Source organism: Azospirillum melinis, assembly GCF_013340935.1.
GTDB classification, from domain to species: Bacteria; Pseudomonadota; Alphaproteobacteria; order Azospirillales; family Azospirillaceae; genus Azospirillum; species Azospirillum melinis.
On sequence record NZ_WHOS01000013.1, the window covers coordinates 1 to 26,881 of the forward strand.

Sequence of the window (26,881 nt, forward strand, 5' to 3'; positions counted from 1 at the left end):
GGGGCAGGGGTGAGGACGGGCGGAGGGGAGGTCATCAGCGCAGATCCTTTTCCTGGACGCGGCCTTCCAGCCAGCGGGCGTAAAGCGAGATGGCGAAGCAGATGAGGAAATAGACCGCCCCCACGAACAGGTAGCTTTCCGCATAGGGGGCCGGCCAGACGGGGTCGGAGGCGGCGGTGCGCGCGGCGCTCAGCATGTCGAAGACACCGACGATCAGCACCAGGCTGGTGTTCTTGACCATGACGATGGCGGTGTTGGTCAGTGGCGGGATGACCTTCTGGATCGCCTGGGGCAGCACGACATGCCACACCGCCTTCCACACCGGGATGCCGAGCGCGCGGGCGGCCTCCATCTGTCCGCCGGGGACGCCCTGCAGGCCGCCGCGGATCACCTCCGCCAGATAGGCCGCGGCGAAGATGGTCAGGGCGGCGAGCGTGCGGCCCAGCTTGTCGACCGACCAGCCGGCCGGCAGCAGCAGCGGCATCATGATCGAGGAGATGAAGAGCAGCCCGACCAGCGGCATGCCGCGGATGGCCTCGATCACCAGCACCGACAGGAAGCGCGGGACCGGCACCTTGGAGCGGCGGCCGAGCGCCAGCGTGACGGCGACCGGAAACCCCAGCCCCAGCGAGAGGATCGCCAGCAGCAGCGTGACCGGCAGGCCGCCCCAGTTGGCGGTGGAGACGAAGGACAGGCCGGCGAAGCCGCCCCACATCAGCGCCAGCATCGCGCCGATTGCCACCCCCCAGGCCGTCAGCAGGCGGCGCCCCCAATGGCTTGGCGGCAGCGACACCAGCACCATCGCCAGCACCAGCCCGATCACGGCCAGCGGCCGCCACTGCTCGTCGGCGGGATAGACGCCGAACAGGATGAAGCGGATCTTGGCGGCGACGAAGGCCCAGCAGGCACCGCCGGCACCGCAGCGGGCGGGATCGGCCGTGCTCCACACGGCATCCAGCACACCCCAGCGCAGCGCCGGCAAGAGCGCCAGGACGAGGGCGCCGGTCATCACGGTCAAGCCGGCCGCGAGCAGGTCGCCGAACAGGATTTGCAGGATCGGGGTGCGGCGGCGCTTCGGCGGTCGGTCCGCTGCCGCGGCGGGAATGGCGGTGGTCATGGTCATGATCGGAAACTCTCTCATCGGCCTGCTCATCGCGTGACACTCATCGCGTGACCAGGGCGGTTCTGGCGTTGCACCAGTTCATCAGCAGCGAGACCGCGGCGCCGATGGTCAGATAGACGGCGAGCAGGATGGCGATGCTTTCCAGCGCCTGGCCGGTCTGGTTGATGACGGTGCCGATCACCAGCCCCAGTTCCGGGAAGCCGACGGCAAGCGCCAGGGTAGAATTCTTGACCGTCGAGAGATATTGCGTGGTCAGCGGCGGGATGATGACCCGCAGGGCCTGCGGCATGACGATCCGCATCAGCGTCTGCCGCTCGCTGAGGCCGAGCGCCCGCCCGGCCTCCCACTGGCCGCGGCCGACGGCGTCGATGCCGCCGCGGATGATCTCGCCGATGAAGGCCGCGGTGTAGAGCACCAGCCCGACCATCAGCGCCGCGAATTCCGGCGACAGCCGCATCCCGCCGCTGAAGTTGAAGCCGCGCAGTTCCGGCAGGCTCGCCGCGGCGCCGATGCCGGTGGCCCAGGCGAGGGCCAGGACAGCCGCCGCCGCTCCGATGGCGGGCAGGGCAGGGGCCGTCCGGCCTTGTCGGCGCAGCCGCCGGGCCAGCACCGCCGCGGCCGCGAGGATGGCCGCCGCCCCCGCCGCGAAGCCCCAGCCGTTGCCGCTCCACTCGATGCCCGGCAGATAGAGGCCGCGCTGCGACAGATAGACGTAGGGCAGGGGGTGCAGCGCGTTGCGCGGGGCCGGCAGAGCCGTGGTGGCGAGCGCGTACCAGAACAGCAGCTGCACGATCAGCGGTGTGTTGCGGACCGCCGTGACGAAGACGCCGGCCACCCCCGACAGCATCGGGTGTCTGGCCCGCCGGGCCAGCCCGACGAACAGGCCGAGCAGGGTGGCGGACAGGATCGCCATCGCCGAGATCATCAGGGTGTTGCCGATCCCGACCACATAGGCCCAGGCGAAGCTGTCCATCGGGCTGTAGGGAACCACGCTTTCCGAGATCGGAAAGTTGGCCGGGCGGGCGAGGAAGTCGAAACCGACGCGGATGCTGCGGACGGCCAGATTCTCCACCGTGTTGGCGGCGAGCCAGACCAGGGTCCCGACGAAGAGGAGCAGCAGAAGCGCCTGACCGGCCCAGGCCCGGAGGCGTGGGCTGTCCCAAAGGGCAGTGAGCTGGGCGGCGATCTGGGCAACGAGCATGGGCCGATCTCCCGGTTGCCGTGCGGATGCGGGGGGCTTACTGGAAGGCCAGCGGGAACATCAGCCCGCCGTCGCGGAACAGGCGGTTGTAGCCGCGGTCGATCTTCAGCGGGCTGCCGGCGCCGAGATTGCGGTCGAAGACCTCGCCATAGTTCCCGAGCTGCCTGACGATGTTGTAGGCGAATTTGTCGTCCAGCCCGATCGCCGTGCCATTGCCGGGCTCCACCCCCAGGAAGCGGCGGATGCGCGGATCGCCGGAGCCGAGCTTCTGGTCGATGTTGGCCTGGGTGATGCCGAACATCTCCGCCGCGGTCAGCGCCTGGAACGACCAGGTGACGATGTCCATCCACTGGTCGTCGCCATGCCGCACCGCCGGGGTCAGCGCATCCATGTACGGGGTTGCCGGGAAGATGACGTAGTCGGCCGGGTTCTTCGCCTGGGTGGCGCGGATGGAGGCCAACGCCGCCGCGTCGGTGATCAGCGCGTCGCAGCGGCCGGAGAAGAAGGCCTGCCGCAGCGCCGACACGCTGTCGAAGACCACGGTGGTCAGCCCGAGCTGATGCTCGCGCGACACGTCGTTCACCACCACCTCGGTGGTCGAGCCGGTCTGCACGCACACCGACGCGCCCTTCATGTCCTGAACCTTGGTGACGCCGAGGGTCTTCGGCATCAGGAAGCCGGTGAACTCGTAATAGTTGGGGGTGGTGAAGTTGATGCCGTTGCCGTCGCGCTGGATCGTCCAGGTCAGGGTGCGGGGCAGGATGTCGATCTCGCCGCTCTGCAGGGCCGGGATCCGCTGCTGGCCGCTGAGCGGCACGAATTCCGCCTTGTCCTTGTCGTTGAACACGGCGACCGCCACCGCGCGGCAGGTCTCGACGTCCAGGCCGCGCCAATAGCCCTTGTCGTCCGGCGCGCTGAAGCCGATGGTGCCGGAACTGGCGGCGCAGATCACCTTGCCGCGCGCCTTCACGGCATCGAGCGTGGTCCCGGCCCTCGCCGGAAGCGTCGCCGCGGCGAGGGCCAGGATTGCCCCGGTTGTCGCAATGGCAAGGCGGGCGGCGCGGCGCCGGCCGGATGTCTGTTCGGTCATGCGGGAAACCCCTGTTCGTCGTCTTGCTTGTTGCCCGGCCGCCTTCAGGCGGTCGTTTTAACCCCGCCGCCTTCAGGCGGCCTGCGCCCCGGCCGTCCGTGCGGCGATGTCGTCGAGGAAGGCGGTGAGGTCGTCGTGCAGGTCGGACGGATCCTCCAGCCCGACGCTGATGCGCAGGATCAGATCCTCGCCGGCCCATGGCCGGGCAGTGCGGTTGCGCCTGACCGGCATCGGCGCCATCAGGCTGCGGGTGCCGCCCCAGGAGGCGCCGATGGCGAAGGTCCGCAGCGTGTCGAGCGCCGGCGAGACGTGGGGAGTCGCCGCGGGCGTGAACACGACGCTGAAGACGCCGCTGGCCCCCAGGAAATCGCGCTTCCACACCGCATGGCCGGGGGAGGCGGGGAGGGGGGGATACAGCACCTCCGCCACCAGCGGATGGCCGGCCAGCCGTTCGGCCAGGGCCATCGCCCCGTCGGACGCCTGCCGCATCCGCACGCCCAGCGTCTCCATCCCCCGCAGCACCAGCGAGGCATCGTCGGGCGAAACGCCGATCCCGTAGCGGCCGAGAGCGCTGCGGATCGGCGCGATCAGGGCCTCGTTCCGTACGGTGATGGACCCCATCAGCAGGTCGGAATGGCCGCTGATGTACTTGGTCAGCGCTTCGGTCGCCAGATCGGCGCCATGGTCCAGCGGCTTGAAGTTCAGCGGGGTGGCCCAGGTGTTGTCGCAGCCGACCAGCGCGCCGTGACGGTGCGCCACCGCCGCGATGGCCGGCATGTCCTGGACCTCCATGGTGGTGGAGCCGGGGGATTCGCACCACACAACCTTGGTGCGTCCGTCGATCCGCCGTTCCAGATCGGCGACGGAGGTCGGATCGTAGTAATCGACCTCGATGCCGAACCCGACCAGATCGCGGTTGGCGAAGTCGCGCATCGGCGGATAGGAGGTGTCGGCGATCAGCATCCTGTCGCCCGCCTGCAGGAAGGGCAGGACGGCGAAACTGTTGGCGGCCTGTCCCGACGGGAGAAGGAAAGTCCAGGCACCGTTTTCGAGCGCCGTCAGCTTGGCTTCCAGCGTTCTTGTGGTGGGCGTGCCGTAAAGGCCATAGGTATAGCCGGTGTGCCCGCGGTCCCCGCGTGTCGCATAGCCTTCGGCATTGGCGAAGACGATTGTCGATCCACGGTGAACGGGCACGCTGAGGCTATCGAATCCTTCGGTGGCGACCGAAGGATTCACCACGCATTGGGTGAGATCTTTCATGGGAGGCGTCCTTTGACTGACGCCCCCGATTTGATGGCAAAGGCCCTATTTCGTCCAATATTGATTTCCAGCTAGTCTATTCCCCTGGGTTATAGGGGGGCAGCATGAATCTGCGACAGGTCGAGGTGTTCCACGCGGTGATGACCAACGGCACCGCATCGCGTGCGGCCGAGGTGCTGCGCATTTCGCAGCCGGCCGTCAGCAAGGCGATCCAGGAGCTGGAGCGGGAGATCGGCTTCCCGCTGTTCCACCGCGCGAAGGGGCGCATGATCGCGACGGAGGAGGCGCGCCTGTTCTTCCAGGAGGTGTCCTCGTCCTTCTCCGGCCTGATCCATCTGCGCGCCGCCGCCGCCCGCATCCGCGATTTCGGCTCGGGCGAAATCCGGGTCGCCTGCCAGTCGGCGATCAGCACCACCATCCTTCCGAAGGCGCTGCGCGCTTTCCAGCTGCGGCATCCCGATGTGTCGATCACTGTGCAGGCGCGCATGTCGTCGGTGGTGAAGGATCTGATCGCCTCCGGCCAGTTCGACGTCGGGCTGGCGGCCGACGAGATCGACGTGACGGGGGTGGATGCGACGCTGTTCATGCAGCAGCGCCTGGTGATCGCGGTTCCGGCCGGCCATCCGCTGGCGGAGCGCAAGGTCCTGCATCCCACCGACCTTCACGGCACGCCCTTCATTGCCCTGGCTCCGGAGGATACCGCGCGGCGCCGGCTCGACGGGGTGCTGGCCGCCCACGGCGTGATGCCGAAGATCGTGCTGGAGACCCCCTATTCGACGACGGTCTGCGCCATGGTGCAGGCCGGCATCGGCTGCGGTCTGGTCAGTCCGCTGACCACGGAACCCTATCTCGGCCGCGGTCTGGTCGCCTGCGCATTCGAGCCGGTGATCCGGTCGCGCACCCTGCTCCTGCTGCCGCCGAACCGGCGTCCATCCCGCATCGTCGCCGATTGCATCGAGGAATTGATGGCCTTCTCGTCCACCGGGGCGGACGCCTTCGACTGAGGCGGGACGGCTTGTGCGGCGCACACGCTCGATATATTCTATTGAATATAGCGTATCCCTCATCCGGGAGCCGGGGCGTGGAGAGCGAGCGATGAAGCCACCCATCGTCATAGTGGGCAACGGAACGCCATGGCTGCGGCTGGGCCGCGTCCAGCTGACCGCCGGGCAGTGCGGCCTGATCACCGGCCCCACCGGCACCGGCAAGACCAGCGTGCTGCGGGCACTTGCCGGGTTGCCGGGACATGACGGACGGGTGATGGCGGTCGAGGGCGGCATCGCCGTGCCGCGGGGGATCGCCTGTCCGGTCGCCTTCGTGCCGCAGATCCCCGACGTTCCCCTGCGCTCCGGCCCGGTGGAGGCAGCACTGACGGCCGGGCTTCGCCTCCAACTCCCGCCGAGCGGGGAAAGCGCGGCACGGATCGCCGATGCCCTGCGCGAAGTCGGGTTGGAGGGTGCCGCCGGCCGCCGGATCGAAACGCTGTCGATGGGAGAACGCCACCGCCTCGCCATTGCCGCCGCCCTGGCAGCCGATCCGGCGGTGCTGCTGCTCGACGAGCCCTTCGCCCTGCTGGACGATGCCGGGGTGCAGATGCTGCGCTCCGTCATCCGCCGGCGGCTCGCCATGGGGCGCATCCTGCTGGTCAGCGAGCACCGGCCGGACCGGCTGACCGGCCTGCCCGCCGTCCATCTGCACATGCCGGCCCCGGCCGGACGCGTGGCGCCGCCGGTTCCCGACGAGACTGTTCCGGGCGAGGACCTTTCAGGCGAGGACGGCAGGAGCCCGGCGGAGGCGCCGGTCTTGCATGCCGAAGGGCTGCGGGTTCCACGCGGCGACGGCACGCCCTTGTTCGACCGGCTTGCGATGATGGTGCCGGCGGGGCGGCGTTTCCACCTCAGCGGCGTCAACGGGGCAGGAAAGAGCAGGCTGCTGCGCTGCCTGATCGGTGCGGAACCGCTGGAGGACGGCACCGTCACCGTCACCGATCTGCGCAACCCCAGCCCGCGCGACCTGCCGGGCCGCGTCGGTTTCCTGCCGCAGGATCCGCCGCGTCATTTCTTCGCCGAGACGGTGCGGACGGAGATCGGCTTCGCCCTGACCCGCGCCGGCCTGCGCCCACCCGACCGGGCCGAACGGGTGGACCGGGCGATTGCGCAGTTCGGTCTCGCCCCGCTGGCGGACCGCGCGCCGCAGAGCCTCAGCGTCGGAGAGCGCCGGCTCGTGGCGTTGGCCGGTCTGGTGGCGGGGCGGCCCCGCCTGTTTCTGCTCGACGAGCCGCTGAGTGGGTTGGATCCGGGACGTGCCGCCCATGCCCTGGCTGTGCTGGCGGCGGCCGCCCGAAACGATGGCTCCGCTGTTCTTCTGGCGAGCCACGGCGCGCTTCCGCTCTCCGGCTGGGCCGACCGCAGCCTGCGCCTGGAAAACGGCCGCCTGCACGCACTGGCCTGAGGCCGCCGAGCTTATGCGACGCCGCATAACGCAAGAAGCCGATGCGTGTCGCGCTGCCGGCCGTCGCAAACCGGAGGGAAGACTGACACTTCTATGTTGCGAGGGACTGACATTTTGACATGGCGCCTACAATCAAAGAACGCATAAGGTATATTATGGAAATTTATTCTATCCGTCCTGAACCGCTTAATGGTTCCGTCAGCCCCCGCGCCGGAACTGGAGAATTGGCGCGGGAGCCGACGGCGGTGGATGAAGCGCTTCACCTCAGCCCGGCGGCAAGTCGATTCACCGCCCGGGCCTGTTTATCAGGCAAGCCCCAACAGGCGGCGGGCGTTGCCGCCGAGGATCTTCGCGCAGTCTGTGTCGGTCAGGTCGGAGGCCAGGATCTCCAGCAGGGGGAAAGGAACGCTGAACAGCTTGGGCGAGGAGTAGAAATCCGTGCCCAGCAGCAGCCTGTGCGCTCCGGCCTCGCGCACGAAACGCTCGATCATGTGGGAAACCGTAACCATCACCCCGGTGTCGAACAGGATGTTCGGATGACGCCGCGCGATGTGCGGCATCCAATGCGCGAAATCGGGTGACGAGAAGGCATCCAGTGCCACGAACTGCACGTCGCGGAAGCGTTCGGCCAGCACCTCCAGCTTCCATGGCGATTCCAGTTTCGAATCGCCGATGATGTGGATGAAGGCCGGCACGCCGTGATGGCGCACGCGCTCCAGCAGCGCGTCCATGCGCGGATGGTCGATAGCGCAGCCCTGGAAGCGATGGTGCCAGACGATGCCCTTCATCCCGAGGACCTGGATGCAACGGTCGATCTCGTCCAGCGCCGCATCCCCTTCGAGCGGGGATACGGTGGCGAGCGCCGCCGGGAAACGGTCGCTCCAGCGGTCGCGGTATTCGGCGACGGAATCGTTGACCCGTCGGGTGTCGGCGATGCCGTTCGGCGCCTGATAGCCGTTCGACGGCATCAGCAGGGCCTGGGCGATGCCGTGGCGGTCCATGAAGGCGATCCGCTGTTCGGCATCCGCCGCCATCCCCCCGCCTGCCCCGCCCCCATTTGCGCCGACAATGTCGAGCGAGCCGACATGGTGATGCAGGTCGAAGACCTGGAAGGATTTGGCGTCACGCATCCGATGTCCTCCAGAATTCGCTGTAATCGGGCCGCCGCCGGTCGCGGAACGCCCCCAGCCCCTCCGCCCATTCGCCGGGAGGCAGCTCGGCCAGCATCGTGCGCACCGCCGTCCAGTCGAGGGGGTCTGCGCGGCGCACCGCGCGCTTGACCGTGGCGATTGCTCCCGGCGGCGCCCCGTCGGTGATGGCCTGCGCCAGTTCAACCGCGGCGTCCACGGCGTTTCCGGGCGGGACGACGCGGGAGACCAGCCCCAGCACCGCCGCCTCCTCAGCCCCGATGCGGCGGCGGGTCAGGATCAGGTCCAGGGCGTGGCGCGGGCCGGCGATCTGCGCCAGCCGCGCCAGCCCGGTGTTGGGCACCACCCCCAGCCCCAGTTCGGGCAGCGCGAAGACGGCATCCGCCGTCGCGACCACCAGATCGCAGCACAGCGACAGCTCGAACCCGCCGCCGAGCGCCCGGCCATGGACGGCGGCGACGGTCGGGCGGGTATGGCCGTCCAGCCGCTCGAACACATCCATCGGCGTCGGCCCGCCGGGTGCCGGCGTCATCCAACCGGCATCCAGCAGGTCGCCGATGTCGGCCCCGGCGCAGAAGGACGGGCCGTCGCCGGCAATGACCAGGGCTGCGGCCTGACGCGCCTCGGGCCGGTCGAGCGTGGCGAGCAGGTCGGCCACCAGATCGGCGGCCAGCGCGTTGTGGCGGTCGGGCTTCGCCAGGGTGATCAGCCCGACCGATCCGCGCCGTTCGAAACGGACCGTCATCTCACGGTGCCGGATAGACGAGCTTGCCGCTCGCCTTGGCCGCCGGATAGACGATTTCCTCGCCCTCCTTGCGGTGCTGGACGATGACCATCGTCTCGTCCGACAGAAGCTGGTGCAGCCCGCCGCCCTCCGATGGCCGGTAGCCGATCTTGCCGTAAGGGGTGTCGAAGGTGGCGGTGGAGAGTGCCTGGCGCACCTTGTCCTGGTCCAGCGTGCCGGCGCTTTCGATGGACCTGGCCAAGGTCATCATGCCGACATAGCCCTGGGGGAAGACGGGAGCAATGGTCTGGCCCTTGGCCTCCACCTTGCGGATCAGCTCGGCGGCGGCCGGGGTGCGGTCGGCGGTGGACCATTCGGTGATCATGGTCAGCCCCTCGCTCATGTCGCCATAGTCGGCGCGGCGGTCGCCGGCCGACACCACCATGGTCAGCTTCGGCTTGATCCCCAGGCTCTTCATCTGGCGGACGAGCTGGAGGTTGTCGCCCGAATAGCCGACGGAAAAGAAGGCGTCGGGGTTCAGCGACTTGACGCGGGTCAGAACCGGCGAGAAGTCGGGCGAGCCGGATTTGAACGGCTCCTTCATCACCAGCTTGATCCCGGCCTTCGTCAGATATTCCTCGGCATATTTGGCGGCGTCGGCGCCGTAGAGCCCGTCCTCATAGGCCAGAGCCACCGTCTTGACCTTGGGATCGATGGAGGCGAGGAAGCTCGAAGCCGCCTTCTGGCGGTGATAATCCCAGATGTAGACATGATGGTACCAGTCCTCCGTGCCGAAGGTCTTTTCCAGACGGACGGACGAGGAACCGGTGTGGATGAACAGCGGCTTGTAGCGCTTGATGCTGGAGAGCAGTGCGAAGTCCGCCGTGCTGCCGTATCCGCCGACGAAGGCGTAGACCTTGTCCTCGGTCACCATCTTGGAGGCGATGGTGGCGGCGGTGTTGGGCTCGCTCTTGGTGTCTTCGATCAGCAGGGAGACCGGACGGCCCAGCAGGCCGCCGGCCGCGTTGATCTCGTCCGCCGCGAACTGCACGCCGGCCAGGATGGTCTGGCCGCCCACCGCCAGCACGCCGGTCAGCGGCAACGGCACGCCGATCCGGATCGGCTCCGCCGTCTGGGCGGCGGCCGGGGTCGGGCCGGCCATCGCCAGCGCGGCGATGCCCAATGCTGCGGCGCCGGCCGCCAGCCGTTTCACGAAGCGCATGGTTTCCTCCTGTTTTTATGGTCGTTGTCCGCGGGTGGTCTCCGCCGGTTCAGCCGGCGGCGGCGCGTTCGAAGAAGGGGTATCGGCGCTCGCCGATCCGGGGGAAGACGACGGACACGGCATCGCCGTTCCGCACGGCCGCGGCATCGTCGCCGATCAGCCGGCTGAGCATCCGCGGGCCTTCGGCCAGATCGACCAGCACCACCGTGTAGGGAAGCTGGCTGTCCCACGCCCCGCCCTGGAAGGCGACATGGACATGGCTGTGCGAGAAGACGGTGCCCCGGCCCGACATCCGCTGCCAGCCGAGGCCGGGGTCGCCGCAGAGCGGACAGTGCCGGCGCGGGTAGAAGAAGAGATGGCCGCAGCGTCCGCATTTGGGGAACAGCAGCTCTCCCCGGTCGCAGGCGTCCCAGAAGGGGGTGCTGGCCCCCGTCGGGTTCGGCGGGGTGGCGAGCAGATCCAGCATCAGGGTTTCTCCAGAATCATGGCGCCGCAGACCGAGAAGATGCCGCCGTTGCCGCTGACCAGCGCCCGGCGCGCGCCCTCCACCTGCCGCCGCCCGGCCTCGCCGCGCAGCTGGCGCACCGCCTCGGTGATGTGGAGCATCCCGCCGATGTGGGCCTGGGACAGCAGGCCGCCATGCGGGTTCAGCGGCCAGCGGCCACCGAGATCCATGGCGCCCGACCGGACCAGCGCCCCGCCCTCCCCCGGCCGGGCGAAGCCCAGCGCCTCCAGCGACACCAGCACCGAGATGGTGAAGGCGTCGTGCAGGTTGGCGATCTGGATGTCCTCCGGCCCCAACCCGGCCGCATCAAAGGCGTCGGCACCGGCGGCGGCCATCCCCAGTCCGGGAATGTCCGGCATCAGGGCCACCGAGTTGTGGGTGGTCTTCATGCCGATGGCGCGGATGGCGACGCCGCGGCCACGGCCCTGCGGCGCCCGTCCGGCCCGCGTCAGAACCAGCGCGCCGCCGCCGTCCGACACCAGCGAGCAGTCGAACAGGCGCAGCGGGCTGCTGATGAGACGGCTGGCCCGGTAATCCTCCAGCGTCATCGGCTTGCGCATCTGCGCGTTGTCGTTCAGCAGCGCGTGGCGGCGCGTGACCAGGGCGACCGCCGCCAGATCCGCGTCGGTGGCGCCGTAGAGATCGAGATAGCGCTGGGCGAGCAGGGCATAGGGGATGACCATGCCGTGCAGGCCGAATGGCTCCTCCCACTCCTCCCCGCCCAGCAGATTGTGCATGTGCAGGCCCTGGGCGCCGACGGGGCGGCCGGTCAGGGCGTTCTCGCCATAGACGCAGGCGGCCACGTCGCAATAGCCGCTTTCGATGGCCCAGACCGCCTGCTGCAGCATGGTCATCCCGGTGACGGTGCCGCCGACGTCGACCGTGCAGGCGAAGCGGGGCGCCACGCCCAGATGCTCGGCCAGCGTGGACGAGAACATGCTGTTCGGGGTGGCGTAGGGATCGAGGTTGATCAGCCCGTCGAGATCGGACAGGGCGAAGCCCGCGTCGCGCAGCGCCGCGAGAACCGCCGCCGCCTGGATTTCGACCGGCGACCAACCGGGCAGGCGACCGACGGGGGTTTCGCCGATGCCCGCGATGACGACGTCGGAACCGACTGCCGGCATGGGGTGTGCTCCGTTTCCGCTGCGTCAGATGCCCAGATAGGCGCTGCGCAGCTTCTGATGGTTGACGACCTCGGCCATCGGTCCGGAGAGGGCGGTCCGCCCCTCCTCCAGCACGACGCAATGGTCGGCGATGTGGGTGGCGTAGCCGACATTCTGTTCGGCCATGACGATGGCGCAGCCGGTCTCCCGCTTGATCTTGGCAAGCGTCACGAACAACTCCTCGACGACGATCGGGGCCAGCCCGGCCGAGGGCTCGTCCAGGATCAGGGCCGACGGCTCGGCCATCAGGGCGCGGCCGATCGCCAGCATCTGGCGCTGGCCGCCGCTCATGGTTCCGGCGATCTGGCGGCTGCGGTCGCGCAGGATCGGGAAATAGCCGCACACCATGTCGCGCAGCTGCCCATAGGGCGCTTGCCGCCGCCGACCCGCCGAGGCGCCATGGGCGCCCAGCAGATTGTCCTCGACGCTCAGGTTCGGGAAGCAGCGCGCCCCGTCCGGGACCAGCACCACACCATGGGCCGGAAGCTGCCAGGGCGCGCAGCCGCTCAGGTCCTCGCCGTCCAGCGCCAGATGGCGGCCGCTGGTGGCGACGGTGCCGGCGAGTGCCCGCAGCGCCGTGGTCTTGCCGGCGCCGTTGGAACCGAGGATCACGAGCATGTGCCCGCTCTCCACCGCGATGTCGAGCTGGTGGAGGACGCGCAGGCGGTCGTAGGAGGCGCCGCCGATCCGCCCGACGAAGCGGCTCATGACGCGAACCCCTTGCCCAGATAAGCCTCCCGCACCGCCTGGTCGGCCAGCACCGTGGCCGGCGCCCCTTCGGCCAGCAGGCGGCCGTTGTTCAGCACCACGACGCGGTGGCACAGGGTGGTGATGACGCGCATCAGATGCTCGATGATCACGATGCTGATCCCCTGTCCGTGGACATTGCGGATGAGGCCCATAACCTCCACCGAATCCTCGTGCGACAGGCCGGCCATCGCCTCGTCCAGCAGAAGCAGGTCGGGCGCGCAGGCGAGCGCGCGGGCAATCTCCAGCCGCCGGAGGTCGGTCACCGACAGGTCGCCGCAGAAGCGGCGGAACAGCGGACCCAGCCCGCAGAAGGCGGCGATGGAAGCAGCGTCGCCCAGCCCCGGCAGCCGGTGGCGGTCACGCCCGGCATAGAGCAGCGGAACCGACAGCACCTCCTCGACGGTCAGGGTTGGGGGAACGCGCGGGATCTGGTAGGTGCGGGCCATCCCGGCGCGGACGATCCGGTCGGGGCGCCGCCCGGTCACGTCGCCGCCATGCAGGCGGATGCGTCCGCCGCGGACGGGAAGCTGGCCCGACACGGTGTTGACCAGCGTGCTCTTGCCCGAGCCGTTGGGACCGATCAGGCCGGTGATCTCGCCCGCCGCGATGGACAGCGACACCCCGTCGAGCGCCTTCAGGCCGCCGAAGGCCACGGTCAGATCCTCGACCGCCAGGATCGCCCCGCCGGATGGCGGTGCAGACCGCCGGGTGGGATCGGGAGAGGCTGTGTCAGGCATGGCGTTCCCGCTCCTTCTTCTTCTCGCCGGCCGCGGTGCGGCGCCCGGCCAGCGTTCCGGCCTTGCGCAGCAGGCCGACGATCCCCTGCGGCATGGCGATGACGAACAGGATGATCACCGCGCCGTAGACCACCTGATAGCCGGTGCCGCCGATCACCGAGCGCGCCACCTCCTCCAGCGCCTTCAGCGCGATGGCGCCCAGCAGCGGGCCGATGGTGGTGTCCATGCCGCCCAGCGTGGCGATGGCCAGCGGCAGCACGCTCCAGTTGGTGGTGAAGACGTCGGTCGGCACGACATAGCCGTAGAGGCCGCCGTAGCAGGCGCCGGCCAGACCGATCAGCACGCCCGACACGATGAAGGCGAAGATCTTCATGCGCACCACCGGCACGCCGCTGGCCGCGGCCAGTTCCGGCTTGGTGCGGATCATGAAGAAGGCCGGGCGGAAGCGCAGGCCGAGCAGCGCGTCCGACAGGGCCACCGCCGCCAGCAGCAGAAGCCCGATCAGCCCGAGCTGCCAGCGCGGATCGCCGTCGGCCAGCACCGGCGGGGCGATGCCGCCCGAGCCGCCGGTCAAATCGGGGAACACCACGACCAGCACCTGCATCGACAGGGCGAAGCCCAGCGTGGCGATGGCGAAATACATCCGGCGCAGCCGCAGGGTCAGCAGGCCGAGCAGAGTCGCCGCCAGCGCGCAGACCACCACGACCGCGATCCAGGCCAGCGTCAGCCCGATCAGCGGCTCGAAGATCGCCAGCGTGTAGGACCCGATGCCGAAGAAGGCGGCCGACCCCAGCGACACCTGGCCGGTGCGCGACAGGATGTCCCAGGCCAGCGCCGTGATCGCGGTGATGGCGACGCCGATGGCGAGCTGGATCCAGAAGGGCTTGTCGATCCACACCAGCGCCAGCGTGACCAGCAGGATGAGGGCGTAGGGGAGGAGCCGCGTGAGTCCGGTCTTCATGCGCGCCGCTCCGATCCGAACAGGCCGGTGGGCCGCACGACCAGCACCAGGACGATGATGACGAAGGCGACGCCGTAGCCCCAGCTTCCCCCGCCCGGCACGAAGGTGGCGGTCAGGTTCTCCGCCGCCGACAGCAGCACCGCGCCGATCAGCGCGCCGCCGATGCTGCCCAACCCGCCCAGCGCCACGATGGCGAAGGCGCGCATCACCAGATCGACGCCGACCAGCGGCTGGACATAGAGGATCAGCGCCACCAGACCGCCGCTGACGCCGGCCGTCAGCCCGCCGATCAGGAAGGACAGGCGGAACATCCGCGTCACGTCCACCCCGGCCAGAACCGCCAGCTGCGGGTCGTCGGCGGCCAGACGCAGCAGCAGCCCCTGGCGGGTGTGCCGCATGAACCAGATCATCCCGGCATAGAGCGCGATGCCGACCAGCAGCACGACCAGATTGTTGCCGGGAACGATGACGTCGCCAAGCTGCAACGCCGGCAGCAGCGGCGGGGCGTGCATCACCCGGGCGTCCGGCGTCCAGGCGATCATCGCCAGATTGATCAGCAGGATCGACAGCCCGATGGTGGCGAGAATCTGGTTGTGCTCGTCCTGTTTCAGCACCCGCGACAGGAACCCGTCGAAGACCAGCCAGGACAGCGCCGTCATCGCCAGACCGGCGAGCAGCATGCCGGCCAGCGGCGGCACGCCCGCCGCCTCGTACAGGAAATAGGTCAGGAAGGCGCCCAGCATGACGAACTCGCCATGGGCGAAGTTGATGATGCCGGTGACGCCGAATTCCAGGGTGAGGCCGGAGGCGATGGCGGCATAGAGCCCGGCGGTGGTCAGGGCCAGCAGCAGGGATTGGGCCAGAAGCGTGGTTTCCATCCGCGATTGTCCTCACATCCGGTCGATCAGGCTGCGCGCGATCTGGAGCCGCTGCATCTCCGAGGTGCCCTCGCCGATGCGGAAGCCGCGCGCGTCGCGATAGATGCGCTCCACCGGCAGGTCGGCCATGAAGCCGGCCCCGCCGAAGATCTGGAGGACGCGGTCGGCCACCCGCCCGACCATCTCGGTGCAGTAGAGCTTGGCGCGCGAGGCGGCGATGCGGGCGTCGGGATGTCCCTGGTCCGACAGGCGCGCCGCCTTGGCGCAGAGCAGCCGCCCGGCGTCGATCTCCACGTCGCAGTCCGCCAGCATGAAGGCGATGGCCTGATGGTCGGCCAGCCGCCGCCCGAAGGTGGTGCGGTCGCGGGCATAGGGCACCGCCAGATCGATCAGCCGCTGGGCCATGCCGACGCAGCGGCAGGACACGAACAGCCGGTCGTTGTTGATGGTCGCCATCATCACGCCGAAGCCGGCACCGGGCGCGCCCAGCACATGGTCGTCCGGCACGAAACAGTCGTCGAAGTTGAGCGCCGAGAGGTGGTAGCCGTGCCAGCCCAGCTTGCGGAACCGGCGCTCGATGGTGAAGCCCTGCGCCCCGCGCGGCACGATGAAAGTGGTCAGCCGCCCCTTCAGCGGCGCGTCGCGGTCGGTCACCGCCAGCACGATGGTGTGGTCGGCGGTCTCCGCATGCGAGATGAAGGTCTTGGCGCCCGACAGCAGCCAGCCGCCGTCGGTCCGCCGCGCCCGTGTCCTGAGCGCGTTCAGGTCGGACCCGGCGTCCGGCTCGGTCAGGGCGTAGGCGACGGTGCGTTCGCCGCGCATCAACGGCCCGACGAACCAGTCGCGCTGGGCCGCGTCGGCGAACAGCAGCGATCCCGGCAGATGGCCGCAAGCCTCGGCCAGCGGCATGCTGGTGTGGCCGGTCGCCTCGTCGATGGCCGAGATGGCGACCCGGCTCAACCCCGGCCCGCCGATGTCCTCCGGCATGTTGTAGCCATAGATGCCGAGATCGGCGGCCGACCGGCGCAGGTCGCGCATCAGGCCGGGATCGACGTCGTCGGCGCGGTCCACCGTTTCCTCGTGCGGCCGCAGGGAGGTCTGGACGAAGCCGCTCACGGTGCGGACCAGCGCGTCGATTTCGGCGGCGTCGCCGCTGGTGGCGGCGGCGGCATAGGTGGACAGGCTGTCGCTCATGATGGCTCCACCGTCTGGCTATCGACCCAACTCTCGACCCAGCTTTCGATGGCGCCGCGCTGCACCTTGCCGGTGGTGGAGCGGACGATGCGCTCGGGCGGCACGAAGTGGATGGCCTTGGGTTGCTTGAATCCGGCCAGTTCCCGCCGGCACAGGGCGGACAGCTCGGCGGCCTCCAGGCGGGGGTTGGCGGACACCACCACCGCCACCGGGATTTCGCCCCAGCGGTCGTCCTTCCGGCGCACGACCACGGCGTCGCGCACGTCGGGATGGCCGACCAGCACGCGCTCGATCTCCGCGGGATAGATGTTCTCGCCGCCCGACTTGATCATGTATTTGGCACGGTCGACGAAATCATAGAGGCCGTCCGGCCGGCGGCGGAGCAGGTCGCCCATGTGGAACCAGCCGTTGCGGAAGTCCTGCCGGGTCGCCGCCTCGTTGTTCCAGTAGCCACTGAACAGCGTCGGGCCGCGCATGGCGAGTTCGCCGATGCCGCCGTCGGGAACGTCGACGTCGTCCGGGTCGACCAGCCGGATTTCCGCACCGACGCTCGGCGCCTTGCCGAGATCGCCGGTGGCGCCGCGGGGAAGCTGGCGGCCGGACAGCGGCGGGGTGCCGGTCTCGGTCGATCCGAAGCAGTTGAGGAAGTCGGCGCCCAGCAGTTCGCTCAGCCGCGCCACCTCGGCGGGCGGCGACAGGTCGGCCATCACGCCGCAGGTGCGCAGGCCGAGCGGCCTGACGTCGCGCCGCTCCAGCACCTCGATCATCCGGCCCAGCGTGCCCGGCATGATCGACACCCATTCGAACCGCTCGGTCTCGATCTTGTCGGCGATCCGGTCGGGATCGAAAGCGTCGAGCACGATCACCCGCCCGCCGGTCAGCAGGGCGTAGTGCGCCGGCTCGGTGCCGCCCATGTGGTAGAGCGGCGGCCAGCACAGGTTCGTGTTGCCCGGCCGCACCCCCAGGTCGAACGGCGCCGCCGTCATGCGGGCCAGCTGGCTGCGATGGGTCAGCACCGCCCCCTTGGGCAAGCCGGTGGTGCCGCTGGTGTAGAGGATCAGCAGGGGATCCTCCGGCTCGGCGACGTCCGGCGGCGTGTCGGCGGAGGCGGAGGCGAGGCGCCTCTCCCACTCCGCGCCGAACCGGATCACCGGGATCCCGGCGGTGGCGGCGTCGGACAGGATGCCCGCATGGCGGGGCGAGACCAGGATCGCCGTCGGCGCGACGAGGCCGATGCAGTGCTCCAGCTCGCGCGGGCTGAGGCGCCAGTTCTGGCAGGCGGTGATCGCTCCCAGCAGGGCGCAGGCAAGCTGCGTCTCGATGTATTCGAGCCGGTTCTCGGACAGCACGGCGACACGAGCGCCGCGCGTCACCCCCAGCGCCGCCAGCGCCGAGGCGCTGCGGTTCACCCGTTCGGCCAGCTGGGCGAAGGTCAGGATGCGGACCTCGTCCTGGCCGTCATCCTCGATGGCGATGCGGTGCGGATAAAGCCGCGCGGTGGAAAGGAACAGGCTTCCCACGGTGGAGGCGGCGGCCCGTGCCACCAGTGCGGCGGCCGGTCGGTCCATGCCGGTTGTCAAACTCATGACCAAGCTCCTCCCTGCTTTTCATTGGATCGTTGAGGACTTTATTCCCTTTTGTGTCTCAATTATCGGCTGTCCAAATGATGTCGAATATTCCGGTATGCACTCAACCGGGAACTCCAGTGGGCTGCGCGTGGCTGCGTCTCAGCCAGGGCATGGCCCGTCCGCCGAGAGGCCGGCCCAGCAGGCGTCCGGCCACATCGACCGCGTCGATCAGGGCAGGCAGATCGACGCCGGTGGCGAGGCCCGATTTCTCGGCCAGCAGCACCACATCCTCGGTGGCGAGGTTGCCGGCGGCGCCGGGGGCGAAGGGGCAGCCGCCGATCCCGCCGGCACTGGCGTCGAGCCGGCGGATGCCCGCCTCGATGGCGGCATGGGCGTTGGCGATGCCGAAGCCGCGCGTGTCGTGGAAATGCATGCCGATCCGCTCCGCCGGCAGGCTGGGAAGCAGCGCCCGCAGCAGGGCGGTGACCTGGCCGGGAGCGGCGGCGCCGATGGTGTCGGCGATCACCACCTCGCCGGCGCCGATGGCGGCGAAGCGCTCCGCCAGCCGGACGACGGCGGCCGGCTCCACCGCCCCCTCGAACGGGCATTCGAAGGCGACGGCGACATAGGCCCGCACGCCGATACCCGCCTCCAGGGCGCGGCCGATCACCTCTTCGGCGGCGGCGGTCGCCCGGTCCAGCGTCATGTTGATGTTGCGCCGGTTCATCTCCTCCGTCGCCGCCACCACGGTGGCGATCTGCGGCGTTCCGCAGGCCAGCGCCCGGTCCAGTCCCCGTCCGTTCATGGCAAGGGCGGAAACCTCGATCCCCGGCAGGGAGCGGGTTCCGGCGACGATCTCCTCGGCATCGGCCATCTGCGGCACCGCCTTGGGCGAGGCGAAGCTGGCGGCCTCGATCCGCGTCAGCCCGGCCTCGGCCAGCCGCCGGATCAGCTCAAGCTTGCCGGCGGTGGGAACGAGGGTCGGCTGGTTCTGCAATCCGTCGCGCGGGGCGACTTCGGTCAACAGCAGGCGGTCCATGGCTCACCCCACCCGTCCGGCGCGGCGCAATTCGCCGATGCGTTCGGGCCCGTAGCCCAGCAGCGTTTCCAGAACCTCGTCGGTGTCGTGGCCCAGCTCCGGCGGGGCGGTGAAACGGTCGGGCTCGCTCCCCGAGAGCTTGCCCCCCGTAATTTTGATCGGGTTGCCCGGCATCCGCACCGTGCCGCCCTGCGACAGCGGTACCTCGACCACCATGTCGCGGGCGACCACCTGCGGATCGGACATCGCCTGGGCGAAGTCGTTGACCGGGCCGCAGGGCACCCGCGCCTCGCGCAGCCGGGCGAGCCAGCTGGCGGAGCTGTCCTTGACCAGCTCCTCCCCGACGATCCGCTCGATCCGCTCCTTGTCGGCGTAGCGGCCGGGCTGCCGGCGGTAGTCCGGCGCTTCCAGCTCCGGCCGTCCGATGACCGGCAGCAGCCGCTCGAAGAAGGCGTCGCCGATGCAGGCGATGATGATGTGGCCGTCGGCGGTCCTGAAGGTGTTGTAGGGAACATGGACGAAATGGCCGTTGCCCAGCCGTTCCGGCACATGCCCGGACATCAGATGCATCGTGCCCATGTAGTTCAGCAGAGAGATCTGCACGTCCAGCATCGACACGTCGACATGGCGGCCGACGCCGGTCCGTTCCCGCTCCTGCAACGCGGCGAGCACGCCCAGCGCGCCGAACAGCCCGCCGCCCAGGTCGCCGATGGGGATGCCGGAGCGCAGCGGCGGCCCGTCGGGCAGGCCGGTGATGCTCATGCCGCCACCCATCGCCTGCACCACCTGATCGAAGGCGGGCCGGTTCGGATCGGGACCGTCGCCGCCGAAGCCGGTGACCGAGCAGGTGACGATGCGCGGGTTGATCGCCGACAGCGACGCGAAATCGATGCCCAGCCGCTCCGTCACCCCGGCGCTGAAATTGTCGAACACCACGTCGCTCTTGCGGACGAGGTCTAGGAAGACCGCCCGCCCCTCCTCGCTTTTCAGGTCGATGCAGACGCTGCGCTTGCCCCGGTTGAGCGTGAGGAAATAGGCCCCCATGCCGTGCCGGGAATAATCGGGATCGCCGGCCAGCAGCTGCCGCGTCCCTTCGCCCCGGCCCGGCGGTTCGACCTTGATCGTCTCGGCCCCCAGATCGGTCAGCAGCATGGTGCCGTAGGGACCGGACAACATGTGCGTCAGGTCGATCAGCCGGATGCCGTTCAATGGTGCCATGCCCCTCGCCCCAGATGCTTTGTTTGCGGAATGTTTGTTCGCTTATCAAACAGCAAGCGCCGTGCCAGTCCGGGACCGAATGGATTTTCTTTCTGTTTCAATGGATTGGTAAATTGCGGGACCGAAAGGGGCGTTTCATGAAACAGCTGGCCTGTTGCGATGAAACGTGCCATGAAACGTTCGTTTGCAACACAGATGAAACGCGGCGGTCCCGGCGCGACACCGCCGGTCCCTTCGAGGGGCGATGGCCGGGAGGAAGGAATCGTGCCGATGGCACTGGGCTATCCGAACACCGGGCGGCTGCGGTTGTGCTTCCTCAGCTACCGCCACCTCACCCGGCTGGCGCGTGCGGTGCTGGACGAGTACGCCCAGCGTGCCGAGATCGAGGTGATCGACCAGGCCTATGAGGCGGCGCTGGCGGTGGCGCGGGAGCGCGAGGCGTCGGGCGCGGTGGATGCCTTCGTCAGCGCCGGTGCCAATGCCAGCTACCTGCGCAGCACCGTGAAGTCGCCGGTCGCCACCATCAAGGTCGGCGGCTACGACATCCTGCTGGCGCTGCTGAAGGCGCGTGAGCGGTCGAACCGGGTCGGCATCGTCATGCACCGCCGCATCATCCCGGAACTGGACGCCATCAAGGGGCTGCTGCGGACCGAGGTGGAGCAGGGCTGCTACGAGACCCCGGACGAGGCCGTCGCCTGCGTCAAGGGCATGGCGGAGCGCGGCTTTCCCGTCATCATCGGGTCGAGCGTGGTGGTCGAGGCGACCGAACGGCTGGGGATGGAGGGCATCCTGGCCTATTCGGTGGCGGGCGTGCGCCAGGGGCTGGACGACGCGCTGGAAATGGCCCGCATCGCCCGGCTGGAAAACGCCCGCTACAGCCAGTTGAACGGTGTCCTCCGGAATGTCCAGGACGCGGTGCTCGCCGTCGATCCGGCCGACCGGGTGACGGCGGTCAATCCGGCGATGGAGGCCCTGCTGGGCTTTCCCCCGAACGCCATTCTCGGCCGGGTGGCGGCGGAGGTGGCGCCGGAACTGTCCCTGCGCGGGGTGCTGGGCAGCGGCGAGGCGGAAAAGGGCAGCGTCCTGACATTCCGCCGCCGCGACTGGATCGCCAACCGCATCCCGATCCGCGAGCATGGACAGGTCACCGGCGCCATGATCACGGTCTATGATGCCCGCGCCATCAGCGAGGCGGACGTCAGCCTGCGGTCCCAGACCCGGCGGCGCTCCAACCGGACGACCCGCTACACGCTCGACGACATCCGTGGCGACAGTCCGGCCATCGAGCAGGCGCGCGCCACCGCGCGGCGCTTCGCGGCGAGCGACCTGACGGTGCTGATTTCCGGCGACAGCGGGACGGGGAAGGAGCTGTTCGCCCAGGCCATCCACAATCTCGGCCCGCGTGCCGGCCGCCCCTTCGTGGCGATCAACTGCTCGGCCTTTCCCGAGTCCCTGCTGGAATCGGAGCTGTTCGGCCATGAGGAGGGAGCCTTCACCGGCGCGCGCAAGGGCGGCAAGGTCGGGCTGTTCGAGGCGGCGCACACCGGCACGCTGTTCCTCGACGAGATCGGCGACATGCCGCTGGCCTTGCAGACCCGGCTGCTGCGCGTGCTCCAGGAGCGCGAGATCGTGCGGCTGGGCAGCGTCGTGCCGGTGCCGGTCGACCTCAGGGTGATCGCGGCCACCCATCAGCCGCTGGAGGAGCTGGTGCCGCAGCGCGCGTTCCGGGCCGACCTGCTTTACCGGCTGAACACGTTGCGCCTGCGCCTGCCGCCGTTGTGCGACCGGGTGGAGGATGTGCCGGTGCTGGCCGAGGGCTTCGTCGCCGCCTGCCTGGAGCGGACCGGGCTCCGGCTGGCGCCGTCGGTCGTCGTCGGTCCTTTGAAATCCCGTCTCGCCAGCTACCGTTGGCCGGGCAACGTCCGCGAGTTGGAGAACATCTGCGAGCGTCTGACCATGCTCGTGCTGCAATTCGGCACCGTCGAGGACATTCCCGCCGGCATCCTGCGCCATGACTGCCCGGAGCTGTTTCTCGAACCGCCCGCACAGGACAGGCCGACCGGCCGGGACAGGCACGGGGCAGCCGGCGGGGACGGGAACGACGCACGGGAAGTCATCGAGAACGCCCTGTCCCGCAACCACGGCAATCGGGCGGACGCGGCACGCCAACTGGGCATCAGCCGCGCGACACTGTGGCGACGCATGCGCCAGCTTGGTCTTGGTGCCTCCACCGATGGCGATGACGCCGCACGGGACTAGCACCTGCGCGGGACGAGCCGGCACGGACGACAGGACGCAGTCAAAAAATCGAAAAGCCCTGGCGCCCGCCTAGGCGCCGGTGAAGTTCGGCGGACGCTTGCCCAGCAGCGCGGCGATGGCTTCCTTGTGGTCGGCTGTCGCATGCGCGAGCGCCTGCATGGCGGCGGACATCTCCAGCAGCGTGTCGAGCTTGACCGTCCAGCCTTCGCGCAGCAGGCGCCTCGTCATGCGCACCACATGTGGCGGATTGACGGCGATTCGCGCGGCCATCGCACGGGCCTGGGGCAGCAGATCCGCATCGGGAACGACGCGTGACACCAGACCGCAGGCGAGCGCCTCCGCCGCGTCGATGACGTCGCCGGTCAGCGCCATCTCGCAGGCCTTGGAAAAGCCGACGACCCGCGGCAGCAGCCATGCGCCGCCGTCGCCGGGGACGATCCCGACCTTGACGAAGCTTTCGGCGAAGCGTGCGCTCTCGCCGGCGATGCGGATGTCGCACATGCAGGCGAGGTCGCAGCCGGCACCGATGGCCGGACCGTTCACCGCCGCGATCACCGGAACCTCCATCGCCTCGAGCAGCAGCGGGATGCGCTGGATGCCCAGCTTGTAGTTCCGGCGCGTCTGGGCGGCGACCTTGTCGTTGAGGCCGCCGCTTTCCCCCATCTTCTTCACGTTCCCGCCGGACGAAAAGGCGCCGCCGGCCCCCGTTACGATGATCACCCGGGTCGCCATGTCCGCGTCGAGACCGCTCAGCGTCTCCACCAGCGCCTCGATCATCTCCGGATCGGAGATCGGGTTGCGCTGCTCCGGCAGGTTCAGGGTGAGCGTGACGATTCCGTCGTCGTTGTCCACCAGCACGAGATTGGTCATCGCGCCTTCCTTTCGTTTTACTATGTCGATGAGCGGGTCCCTGCCGCCGGTCAGCGGAGGCCGAGGCCGCGGGCGATGATGCCCCGCAGGATCTCGCGGGTTCCCCCGCGCAGGGAGAAGGACGGGACGTTGAGGATCGTGTGGGCCAGCACCGCGCAGAAGTCCCGCGTGGACTGCTGCGACGGCTCCGCATCGACCAGCTGGCGGGCGATGTCCGGGATCTCCTGTTCGAAGATCGCGCCCAGATCCTTGACCAGGGACGCCTGCAATGCCGGATTCTCCCCCATCTGCAACATGCCGGCAACCGAGCGCGACAGGCGCCGCAACACCAGAAGATGGGCGGTCAGGCGGCCGACCGCCGCGGCCGCATGGTCCGACGGGCTGGGACCGAGGGCGCGCACCAGCTCGACCAGCAGCGTGAAGGAGGACAGGAAGCGCTCCGGCCCGCTGCGCTCGAACGCCAGTTCCCCGACCACTTGGTTCCAGCCGTCTCCGAGCTGGCCGAGAAGGGATGTCGCGGGCAGGAAGACATCCTCGAACACCACCTCGTTGAAATGATGCTCGCCGGCCAGATCGGCGATGGGGCGGATGGTGATGCCCGGCGTCTTCAGATCGACCAGGAACTGGCTGGTGCCGCCATGCCGCTCGTCGGCACTGCCGGTCCGGCAGAACAGGATCATGTAATGGGCATGGTGGGCGTAGGTCGTCCACAGCTTGGTGCCGTTGACGATGAAGCCTCCGTCCACCGGCACCGCGCGGGTCCGCACCGCGGCGAGGTCGGAACCGGAATCCGGCTCGCTCATGCCGATGCAGAAGAAGCACTCGCCGGCGGTGATGCGCGGCAGGATCGACCGGCGCTGCTCCTCGGTGCCGACCTTCAGCAACAGCGGCCCGCTCTGGCGGTCGGCGAACCAGTGGGCTGCCACCGGCGCCCCGGCGGCCAGCATCTCCTCCAGCACGACATAGCGTTCCAGCGCGCTGCGCTCGTGCCCGCCATAGCGCTTCGGCCATGTCATGCCGATCCAGCCGCGCTGCCCGACCTTGCGGCTGAATTCGGCGTCGAAGCCGCTCCAGGAGCGCGAACGGTCCTGCGGGCGGCGGGTGGCAAGTTCCTCCGCCAGGAAGGCGCGGACCTCGGCGCGCAGTTCCTCGACATCCGTGTCGGGAGGGGGCGGAAAGGCGATCAGATCCATGGTCAATTCCTCGATGGCACCGGTGGGATCATGCGGCGGTGACGAGCGGCCAGAGCCCGTCCGCTCCGGCGCGCGCCACCTCCCGCCCGATCAGACGGCCCCACTCCCCTTCCCCGCCGAACTCGTCGCGCCAGGACCACAGGCGCTTGGTGAAGAAATGCAGGCTGTGCTCATGGGTGAAGCCCATGGCGCCATGCACCTGATGTGCGATGGCCGCCGCGACGCCGGCCGCCTCGCCGCAGCGGAGTTTGGCCGCCGCAATCGGCAGCAGGGCCCCGCCCTGCGCCACGGCCTCGGCGGCGATGTCGCCAGCCGCGCGGGCGGCGGCTGCCTGCCCGGCCAGCACGGCGAGATGCTGCTGGATGGCCTGGAACTTGCCGATCGGCCGGCCGAACTGGCTGCGCTCGTTGGCATAGGCGGTGGTCATCGCCAGGACGCGGCCAAGCGCCCCGGCCATCGCGATGCTGCGGACCGCGGCGCCGAGCGCGTGCAGCTCCGCCGGCGCGATGCCCGGCGAGGGGGCGACGCTCTCCGCCGGCAGCAGCGTCTCGAAGCGCAGGCTGTCGCGCGGCTCGTTCGCCAGATTGACGTCCGGCGCGGTGCCGGCCTGCCCGGCCGGCACCAGTGCCGCGAAGCTCTGTCCGTCCTGGCCGGCATCGTCGCAGGGGTCGTCGCAGCGGGCCAGCACGACGGTGGCGGCGACGCGGCCCCAGGGCACCCGGTGCGCCGTTCCCGACAAAAGCCAGCCGCCATCCCGCCGCACCAGGGTCAGCCGGTCTTCCGGACGCACCGGCGCCAGGGTCAGCGGCCCGCCGGGAAGCTCCAGCCCGGCATTCGCCAGGATGCGGTTCGCCAGCATGGTTTCGGCCAGCGGCAGCGGCACCGCGAAGGCGCCGACAAGGCGAATCAGATCCAGCGCCTCGACCACCGGCAGGCCGAAGCCGCCGGCCTCCTCCGGCACCAGGGCGAGCGGAAGCCCCATATCCTCGACCGCCTGCCACTGCGCGTCGAGCCACTGGCCGGATTCGGCCGTCACACGCTGCCTGGCCGTGAACTGTTCTTCGAAAAGCCTGGTCGCCGTATCGACCAGGATCTGGCTGGTGTCGCTCACCATATGTCTCCCTGTTGCCGGCCCTGAGTGCCCGGCCCCCGATGTCCAGTTCCCGATGTCCAGTTGCGGGTTTTGCGCAGGTCAGAGGTCGAGCCGGTAGCGGCGGAGGATGTCCGGGTCCGGATCGGCGCCCAGGCCGGGGCCGTCGGGAATGGCGATGGTGCCGTCGGGACGCGGGAGGCCGACCTCGCCGAACACCGGGGCGTCCAGATCGATGTAGAGCCGCTCGATGGCCCCGATTCCGCCGAAGACCGCGGTCATGTGCAGGGTCGCCAGGAAGCCGGGACCGGAATAGGGCGAGTGCGGGGCGAGCGTCCGGCCGTTCAGTTCGGCAAGCATGCCGACGCGCAGGAACTCGGTGATGCCGCCGACCTTGGTGACGCTGGGCTGGAGATAGTCGATCCCCTCGCAGGCGGCGAGCGGCTTGAACGCCCAGGCGTTCGGCGTGTTCTCCCCGGTGGCGATCGGAACCGGCGCGGCACGGCGCGTCCTGACCAGCCCGTCCAGATCCTCAGGTGGCCAGACCGGCTCCTCCAGCCATTTCAGGCGGTGGGGGGCCAGCCCCTGCGCCATCTCGACCGCCGTCCCGACATCCCAGGCGCAGTTGACGTCCAGCATCAGTTCGATGCCGTCGCCGACGGTGCGGCGGGCGGCGGCGACGGCGTCGATGGTCTTCTCGTGCAGCTTGATCTCGCGATAGCCGCGCTCCAGCGCCTGGGTGCAGGAGGCAGCGACGATGTCCGGCTCGGTCAGCCGCATCAGGCTGGCATAGACCGGCACCTGCCCCCGCGCATGGCCGCCGGCCAGCTTCCACACCGGCTGCCCGGCCCGCTTGCCGGCAAGATCCCACAGCGCGATGTCGAGACCGCTCAGCGCATATTGGGTGACGCCGCCGCGTCCGAAGATGTGGAGGGTCTTCTTCAGATCCTCCATCAGCCCGGCGATGTCCGCCACGTCGCGGCCGATGGCGAGCGGCGCCAGGGTCCGTTCGATGAAGGTCCTGGTCACCGGGATGACGTTGTAGCCGAAGGCCTCGCCGTAGCCGGTCAGCCCCTCGTCGGTCTCGACGCGCAGGATCAGGTAGTTGGCGGTGGTCCACAGCGCCCCGCCGAAGCCGGTGACCGGGCCGTTGTGCCGGTAGGGGATGGCGATCGGAATCGCCTCGATGGCGGTGATCTTCATGATGGTCTCTCGCTGGCAAGGGGGCGGCGTCGCG

25 protein-coding genes are annotated in these 26,881 nt (G+C 69.4%); 3 read left to right on the top strand and 22 right to left on the bottom strand.

The features are described from left to right. Positions 1-34: 34 nt before the first annotated feature. From GBZ48_RS11935 to GBZ48_RS11950, 4 genes are all read right to left on the bottom strand, one after another. Positions 35-1,123, bottom strand: a complete 1,089-nt coding sequence (locus tag GBZ48_RS11935; RefSeq protein WP_174471255.1) for an amino acid ABC transporter permease — start codon at positions 1,121-1,123, stop codon at positions 35-37. A gap of 40 nt (positions 1,124-1,163) precedes the next feature. Then, the gene (locus GBZ48_RS11940) at positions 1,164-2,324 is read right to left on the bottom strand and encodes an amino acid ABC transporter permease (protein ID WP_174471256.1); all 1,161 of its coding nucleotides are present in this window, start codon (positions 2,322-2,324) and stop codon (positions 1,164-1,166) included. 37 nt (positions 2,325-2,361) lie between these two features. Next, a complete protein-coding gene (locus GBZ48_RS11945) occupies positions 2,362-3,414 on the bottom strand; it encodes an amino acid ABC transporter substrate-binding protein (RefSeq protein WP_174471257.1) in 1,053 nt (350 codons plus the stop codon). A 72-nt stretch (positions 3,415-3,486) separates the two neighbouring features. Further along, positions 3,487-4,674 carry a trans-sulfuration enzyme family protein gene (locus GBZ48_RS11950; RefSeq protein ID WP_174471258.1) on the bottom strand — a complete coding sequence of 396 codons (1,188 nt, stop codon included), beginning with the start codon at positions 4,672-4,674 and terminating at the stop codon, positions 3,487-3,489. Positions 4,675-4,778: 104 nt separating this feature from the next. Here GBZ48_RS11950 and GBZ48_RS11955 point away from each other — a divergent pair, with 104 nt between their 5' ends. Both GBZ48_RS11955 and GBZ48_RS11960 read left to right on the top strand, forming a co-directional pair. Continuing rightward, the gene (locus tag GBZ48_RS11955; RefSeq protein WP_174471259.1) at positions 4,779-5,678 is read left to right on the top strand and encodes a LysR substrate-binding domain-containing protein; all 900 of its coding nucleotides are present in this window, start codon (positions 4,779-4,781) and stop codon (positions 5,676-5,678) included. 91 nt (positions 5,679-5,769) lie between these two features. Then, positions 5,770-7,125, top strand: coding sequence for an ABC transporter ATP-binding protein (locus GBZ48_RS11960; RefSeq protein ID WP_246307151.1), 1,356 nt, complete (start codon positions 5,770-5,772; stop codon positions 7,123-7,125). A gap of 305 nt (positions 7,126-7,430) precedes the next feature. Here the strand turns inward: GBZ48_RS11960 and GBZ48_RS11965 are convergent, their stop codons facing one another. The 14 genes from GBZ48_RS11965 to GBZ48_RS12030 all read right to left on the bottom strand — a co-directional run bounded on the left by GBZ48_RS11965 (position 7,431) and on the right by GBZ48_RS12030 (position 20,405). Continuing rightward, a complete protein-coding gene (locus GBZ48_RS11965) occupies positions 7,431-8,255 on the bottom strand; it encodes an amidohydrolase family protein (RefSeq protein ID WP_174471260.1) in 825 nt (274 codons plus the stop codon). Beyond that, positions 8,248-9,018 carry an enoyl-CoA hydratase/isomerase family protein gene (locus tag GBZ48_RS11970; RefSeq protein ID WP_174471261.1) on the bottom strand — a complete coding sequence of 257 codons (771 nt, stop codon included), beginning with the start codon at positions 9,016-9,018 and terminating at the stop codon, positions 8,248-8,250. Before GBZ48_RS11970 ends, GBZ48_RS11965 begins: the two co-directional genes overlap by 8 nt. 1 nt (position 9,019) lies before the next feature. After that, complete coding sequence (locus GBZ48_RS11975) at positions 9,020-10,219, bottom strand: amino acid ABC transporter substrate-binding protein (RefSeq protein WP_174471262.1); 1,200 nt, start codon at positions 10,217-10,219, stop codon at positions 9,020-9,022. 49 nt (positions 10,220-10,268) lie between these two features. Then, the gene (locus GBZ48_RS11980; protein WP_174471263.1) at positions 10,269-10,685 is read right to left on the bottom strand and encodes a Zn-ribbon domain-containing OB-fold protein; all 417 of its coding nucleotides are present in this window, start codon (positions 10,683-10,685) and stop codon (positions 10,269-10,271) included. Then, positions 10,685-11,848 (bottom strand): thiolase family protein, encoded by a 1,164-nt coding sequence (locus tag GBZ48_RS11985; RefSeq protein WP_174471264.1) that lies wholly within the window; start codon positions 11,846-11,848, stop codon positions 10,685-10,687. The genes GBZ48_RS11980 and GBZ48_RS11985 overlap by 1 nt, the downstream gene beginning before the upstream one ends. A 24-nt stretch (positions 11,849-11,872) precedes the next feature. Beyond that, complete coding sequence (locus tag GBZ48_RS11990) at positions 11,873-12,595, bottom strand: ABC transporter ATP-binding protein (protein ID WP_174471265.1); 723 nt, start codon at positions 12,593-12,595, stop codon at positions 11,873-11,875. Next, the gene (locus GBZ48_RS11995) at positions 12,592-13,374 is read right to left on the bottom strand and encodes an ABC transporter ATP-binding protein (protein ID WP_174471266.1); all 783 of its coding nucleotides are present in this window, start codon (positions 13,372-13,374) and stop codon (positions 12,592-12,594) included. Before GBZ48_RS11995 ends, GBZ48_RS11990 begins: the two co-directional genes overlap by 4 nt. Continuing rightward, positions 13,367-14,335 (bottom strand): branched-chain amino acid ABC transporter permease, encoded by a 969-nt coding sequence (locus GBZ48_RS12000; RefSeq protein WP_174471267.1) that lies wholly within the window; start codon positions 14,333-14,335, stop codon positions 13,367-13,369. Before GBZ48_RS12000 ends, GBZ48_RS11995 begins: the two co-directional genes overlap by 8 nt. Next, entirely contained in the window at positions 14,332-15,213 is an 882-nt protein-coding gene (locus GBZ48_RS12005) for a branched-chain amino acid ABC transporter permease (protein WP_174471268.1), read from the bottom strand. The genes GBZ48_RS12000 and GBZ48_RS12005 overlap by 4 nt, the downstream gene beginning before the upstream one ends. A 12-nt stretch (positions 15,214-15,225) precedes the next feature. Further along, complete coding sequence (locus tag GBZ48_RS12010) at positions 15,226-16,407, bottom strand: acyl-CoA dehydrogenase family protein (protein ID WP_174471269.1); 1,182 nt, start codon at positions 16,405-16,407, stop codon at positions 15,226-15,228. Further along, on the bottom strand, positions 16,404-17,993 hold the full coding sequence (locus GBZ48_RS12015) for a class I adenylate-forming enzyme family protein (protein WP_209798328.1): 1,590 nt from the start codon (positions 17,991-17,993) through the stop codon (positions 16,404-16,406). The genes GBZ48_RS12010 and GBZ48_RS12015 overlap by 4 nt, the downstream gene beginning before the upstream one ends. Before the next feature lie 103 nt (positions 17,994-18,096). After that, positions 18,097-19,014 (bottom strand): hydroxymethylglutaryl-CoA lyase, encoded by a 918-nt coding sequence (locus tag GBZ48_RS12020; protein ID WP_174471270.1) that lies wholly within the window; start codon positions 19,012-19,014, stop codon positions 18,097-18,099. Positions 19,015-19,017: 3 nt separating this feature from the next. Then, a complete protein-coding gene (locus GBZ48_RS12025) occupies positions 19,018-20,232 on the bottom strand; it encodes a CaiB/BaiF CoA transferase family protein (RefSeq protein WP_174471271.1) in 1,215 nt (404 codons plus the stop codon). Further along, positions 20,220-20,405, bottom strand: coding sequence for a hypothetical protein (locus GBZ48_RS12030; protein WP_174471272.1), 186 nt, complete (start codon positions 20,403-20,405; stop codon positions 20,220-20,222). Before GBZ48_RS12030 ends, GBZ48_RS12025 begins: the two co-directional genes overlap by 13 nt. Positions 20,406-20,502: 97 nt before the next feature. Between GBZ48_RS12030 and prpR the strand changes: the two genes are divergently transcribed. After that, positions 20,503-22,491, top strand: a complete 1,989-nt coding sequence (prpR, locus tag GBZ48_RS12035; RefSeq protein WP_174471385.1) for a propionate catabolism operon regulatory protein PrpR — start codon at positions 20,503-20,505, stop codon at positions 22,489-22,491. A gap of 69 nt (positions 22,492-22,560) precedes the next feature. On the opposite strand, the gene GBZ48_RS12040 is transcribed toward prpR, so the two are convergent. From GBZ48_RS12040 to GBZ48_RS12055, 4 genes are all read right to left on the bottom strand, one after another. Further along, positions 22,561-23,361, bottom strand: coding sequence for a crotonase/enoyl-CoA hydratase family protein (locus GBZ48_RS12040; RefSeq protein ID WP_174471273.1), 801 nt, complete (start codon positions 23,359-23,361; stop codon positions 22,561-22,563). Positions 23,362-23,411: 50 nt separating this feature from the next. Beyond that, positions 23,412-24,554, bottom strand: coding sequence for an acyl-CoA dehydrogenase family protein (locus GBZ48_RS12045; protein WP_174471274.1), 1,143 nt, complete (start codon positions 24,552-24,554; stop codon positions 23,412-23,414). Between the two features lie 28 nt (positions 24,555-24,582). Continuing rightward, the gene (locus GBZ48_RS12050) at positions 24,583-25,665 is read right to left on the bottom strand and encodes an acyl-CoA dehydrogenase family protein (protein WP_174471275.1); all 1,083 of its coding nucleotides are present in this window, start codon (positions 25,663-25,665) and stop codon (positions 24,583-24,585) included. Between the two features lie 81 nt (positions 25,666-25,746). Further along, positions 25,747-26,847: a mandelate racemase/muconate lactonizing enzyme family protein gene (locus tag GBZ48_RS12055; protein ID WP_174471276.1), complete on the bottom strand. Its 1,101-nt coding sequence runs from the start codon at positions 26,845-26,847 to the stop codon at positions 25,747-25,749. Positions 26,848-26,881: the final 34 nt, after the last annotated feature.

What these genes read in the sequence shown, in the direction of transcription:
- GBZ48_RS11935 (WP_174471255.1), bottom strand. Translation starts at nt 1,123, where the DNA reads ATGACCATGACCACCGCCATTCCCGCCGCGGCAGCGGACCGACCGCCG.
- GBZ48_RS11940 (WP_174471256.1), bottom strand. Translation starts at nt 2,324, where the DNA reads ATGCTCGTTGCCCAGATCGCCGCCCAGCTCACTGCCCTTTGGGACAGC.
- GBZ48_RS11945 (WP_174471257.1), bottom strand. Translation starts at nt 3,414, where the DNA reads ATGACCGAACAGACATCCGGCCGGCGCCGCGCCGCCCGCCTTGCCATT.
- GBZ48_RS11950 (WP_174471258.1), bottom strand. Translation starts at nt 4,674, where the DNA reads ATGAAAGATCTCACCCAATGCGTGGTGAATCCTTCGGTCGCCACCGAA.
- GBZ48_RS11955 (WP_174471259.1), top strand. Translation starts at nt 4,779, where the DNA reads ATGAATCTGCGACAGGTCGAGGTGTTCCACGCGGTGATGACCAACGGC.
- GBZ48_RS11960 (WP_246307151.1), top strand. Translation starts at nt 5,770, where the DNA reads ATGAAGCCACCCATCGTCATAGTGGGCAACGGAACGCCATGGCTGCGG.
- GBZ48_RS11965 (WP_174471260.1), bottom strand. Translation starts at nt 8,255, where the DNA reads ATGCGTGACGCCAAATCCTTCCAGGTCTTCGACCTGCATCACCATGTC.
- GBZ48_RS11970 (WP_174471261.1), bottom strand. Translation starts at nt 9,018, where the DNA reads ATGACGGTCCGTTTCGAACGGCGCGGATCGGTCGGGCTGATCACCCTG.
- GBZ48_RS11975 (WP_174471262.1), bottom strand. Translation starts at nt 10,219, where the DNA reads ATGCGCTTCGTGAAACGGCTGGCGGCCGGCGCCGCAGCATTGGGCATC.
- GBZ48_RS11980 (WP_174471263.1), bottom strand. Translation starts at nt 10,685, where the DNA reads ATGCTGGATCTGCTCGCCACCCCGCCGAACCCGACGGGGGCCAGCACC.
- GBZ48_RS11985 (WP_174471264.1), bottom strand. Translation starts at nt 11,848, where the DNA reads ATGCCGGCAGTCGGTTCCGACGTCGTCATCGCGGGCATCGGCGAAACC.
- GBZ48_RS11990 (WP_174471265.1), bottom strand. Translation starts at nt 12,595, where the DNA reads ATGAGCCGCTTCGTCGGGCGGATCGGCGGCGCCTCCTACGACCGCCTG.
- GBZ48_RS11995 (WP_174471266.1), bottom strand. Translation starts at nt 13,374, where the DNA reads ATGCCTGACACAGCCTCTCCCGATCCCACCCGGCGGTCTGCACCGCCA.
- GBZ48_RS12000 (WP_174471267.1), bottom strand. Translation starts at nt 14,335, where the DNA reads ATGAAGACCGGACTCACGCGGCTCCTCCCCTACGCCCTCATCCTGCTG.
- GBZ48_RS12005 (WP_174471268.1), bottom strand. Translation starts at nt 15,213, where the DNA reads ATGGAAACCACGCTTCTGGCCCAATCCCTGCTGCTGGCCCTGACCACC.
- GBZ48_RS12010 (WP_174471269.1), bottom strand. Translation starts at nt 16,407, where the DNA reads ATGAGCGACAGCCTGTCCACCTATGCCGCCGCCGCCACCAGCGGCGAC.
- GBZ48_RS12015 (WP_209798328.1), bottom strand. Translation starts at nt 17,993, where the DNA reads ATGAGTTTGACAACCGGCATGGACCGACCGGCCGCCGCACTGGTGGCA.
- GBZ48_RS12020 (WP_174471270.1), bottom strand. Translation starts at nt 19,014, where the DNA reads ATGGACCGCCTGCTGTTGACCGAAGTCGCCCCGCGCGACGGATTGCAG.
- GBZ48_RS12025 (WP_174471271.1), bottom strand. Translation starts at nt 20,232, where the DNA reads ATGGCACCATTGAACGGCATCCGGCTGATCGACCTGACGCACATGTTG.
- GBZ48_RS12030 (WP_174471272.1), bottom strand. Translation starts at nt 20,405, where the DNA reads ATGGCACGTTTCATCGCAACAGGCCAGCTGTTTCATGAAACGCCCCTT.
- prpR (WP_174471385.1), top strand. Translation starts at nt 20,503, where the DNA reads ATGGCACTGGGCTATCCGAACACCGGGCGGCTGCGGTTGTGCTTCCTC.
- GBZ48_RS12040 (WP_174471273.1), bottom strand. Translation starts at nt 23,361, where the DNA reads ATGACCAATCTCGTGCTGGTGGACAACGACGACGGAATCGTCACGCTC.
- GBZ48_RS12045 (WP_174471274.1), bottom strand. Translation starts at nt 24,554, where the DNA reads ATGGATCTGATCGCCTTTCCGCCCCCTCCCGACACGGATGTCGAGGAA.
- GBZ48_RS12055 (WP_174471276.1), bottom strand. Translation starts at nt 26,847, where the DNA reads ATGAAGATCACCGCCATCGAGGCGATTCCGATCGCCATCCCCTACCGG.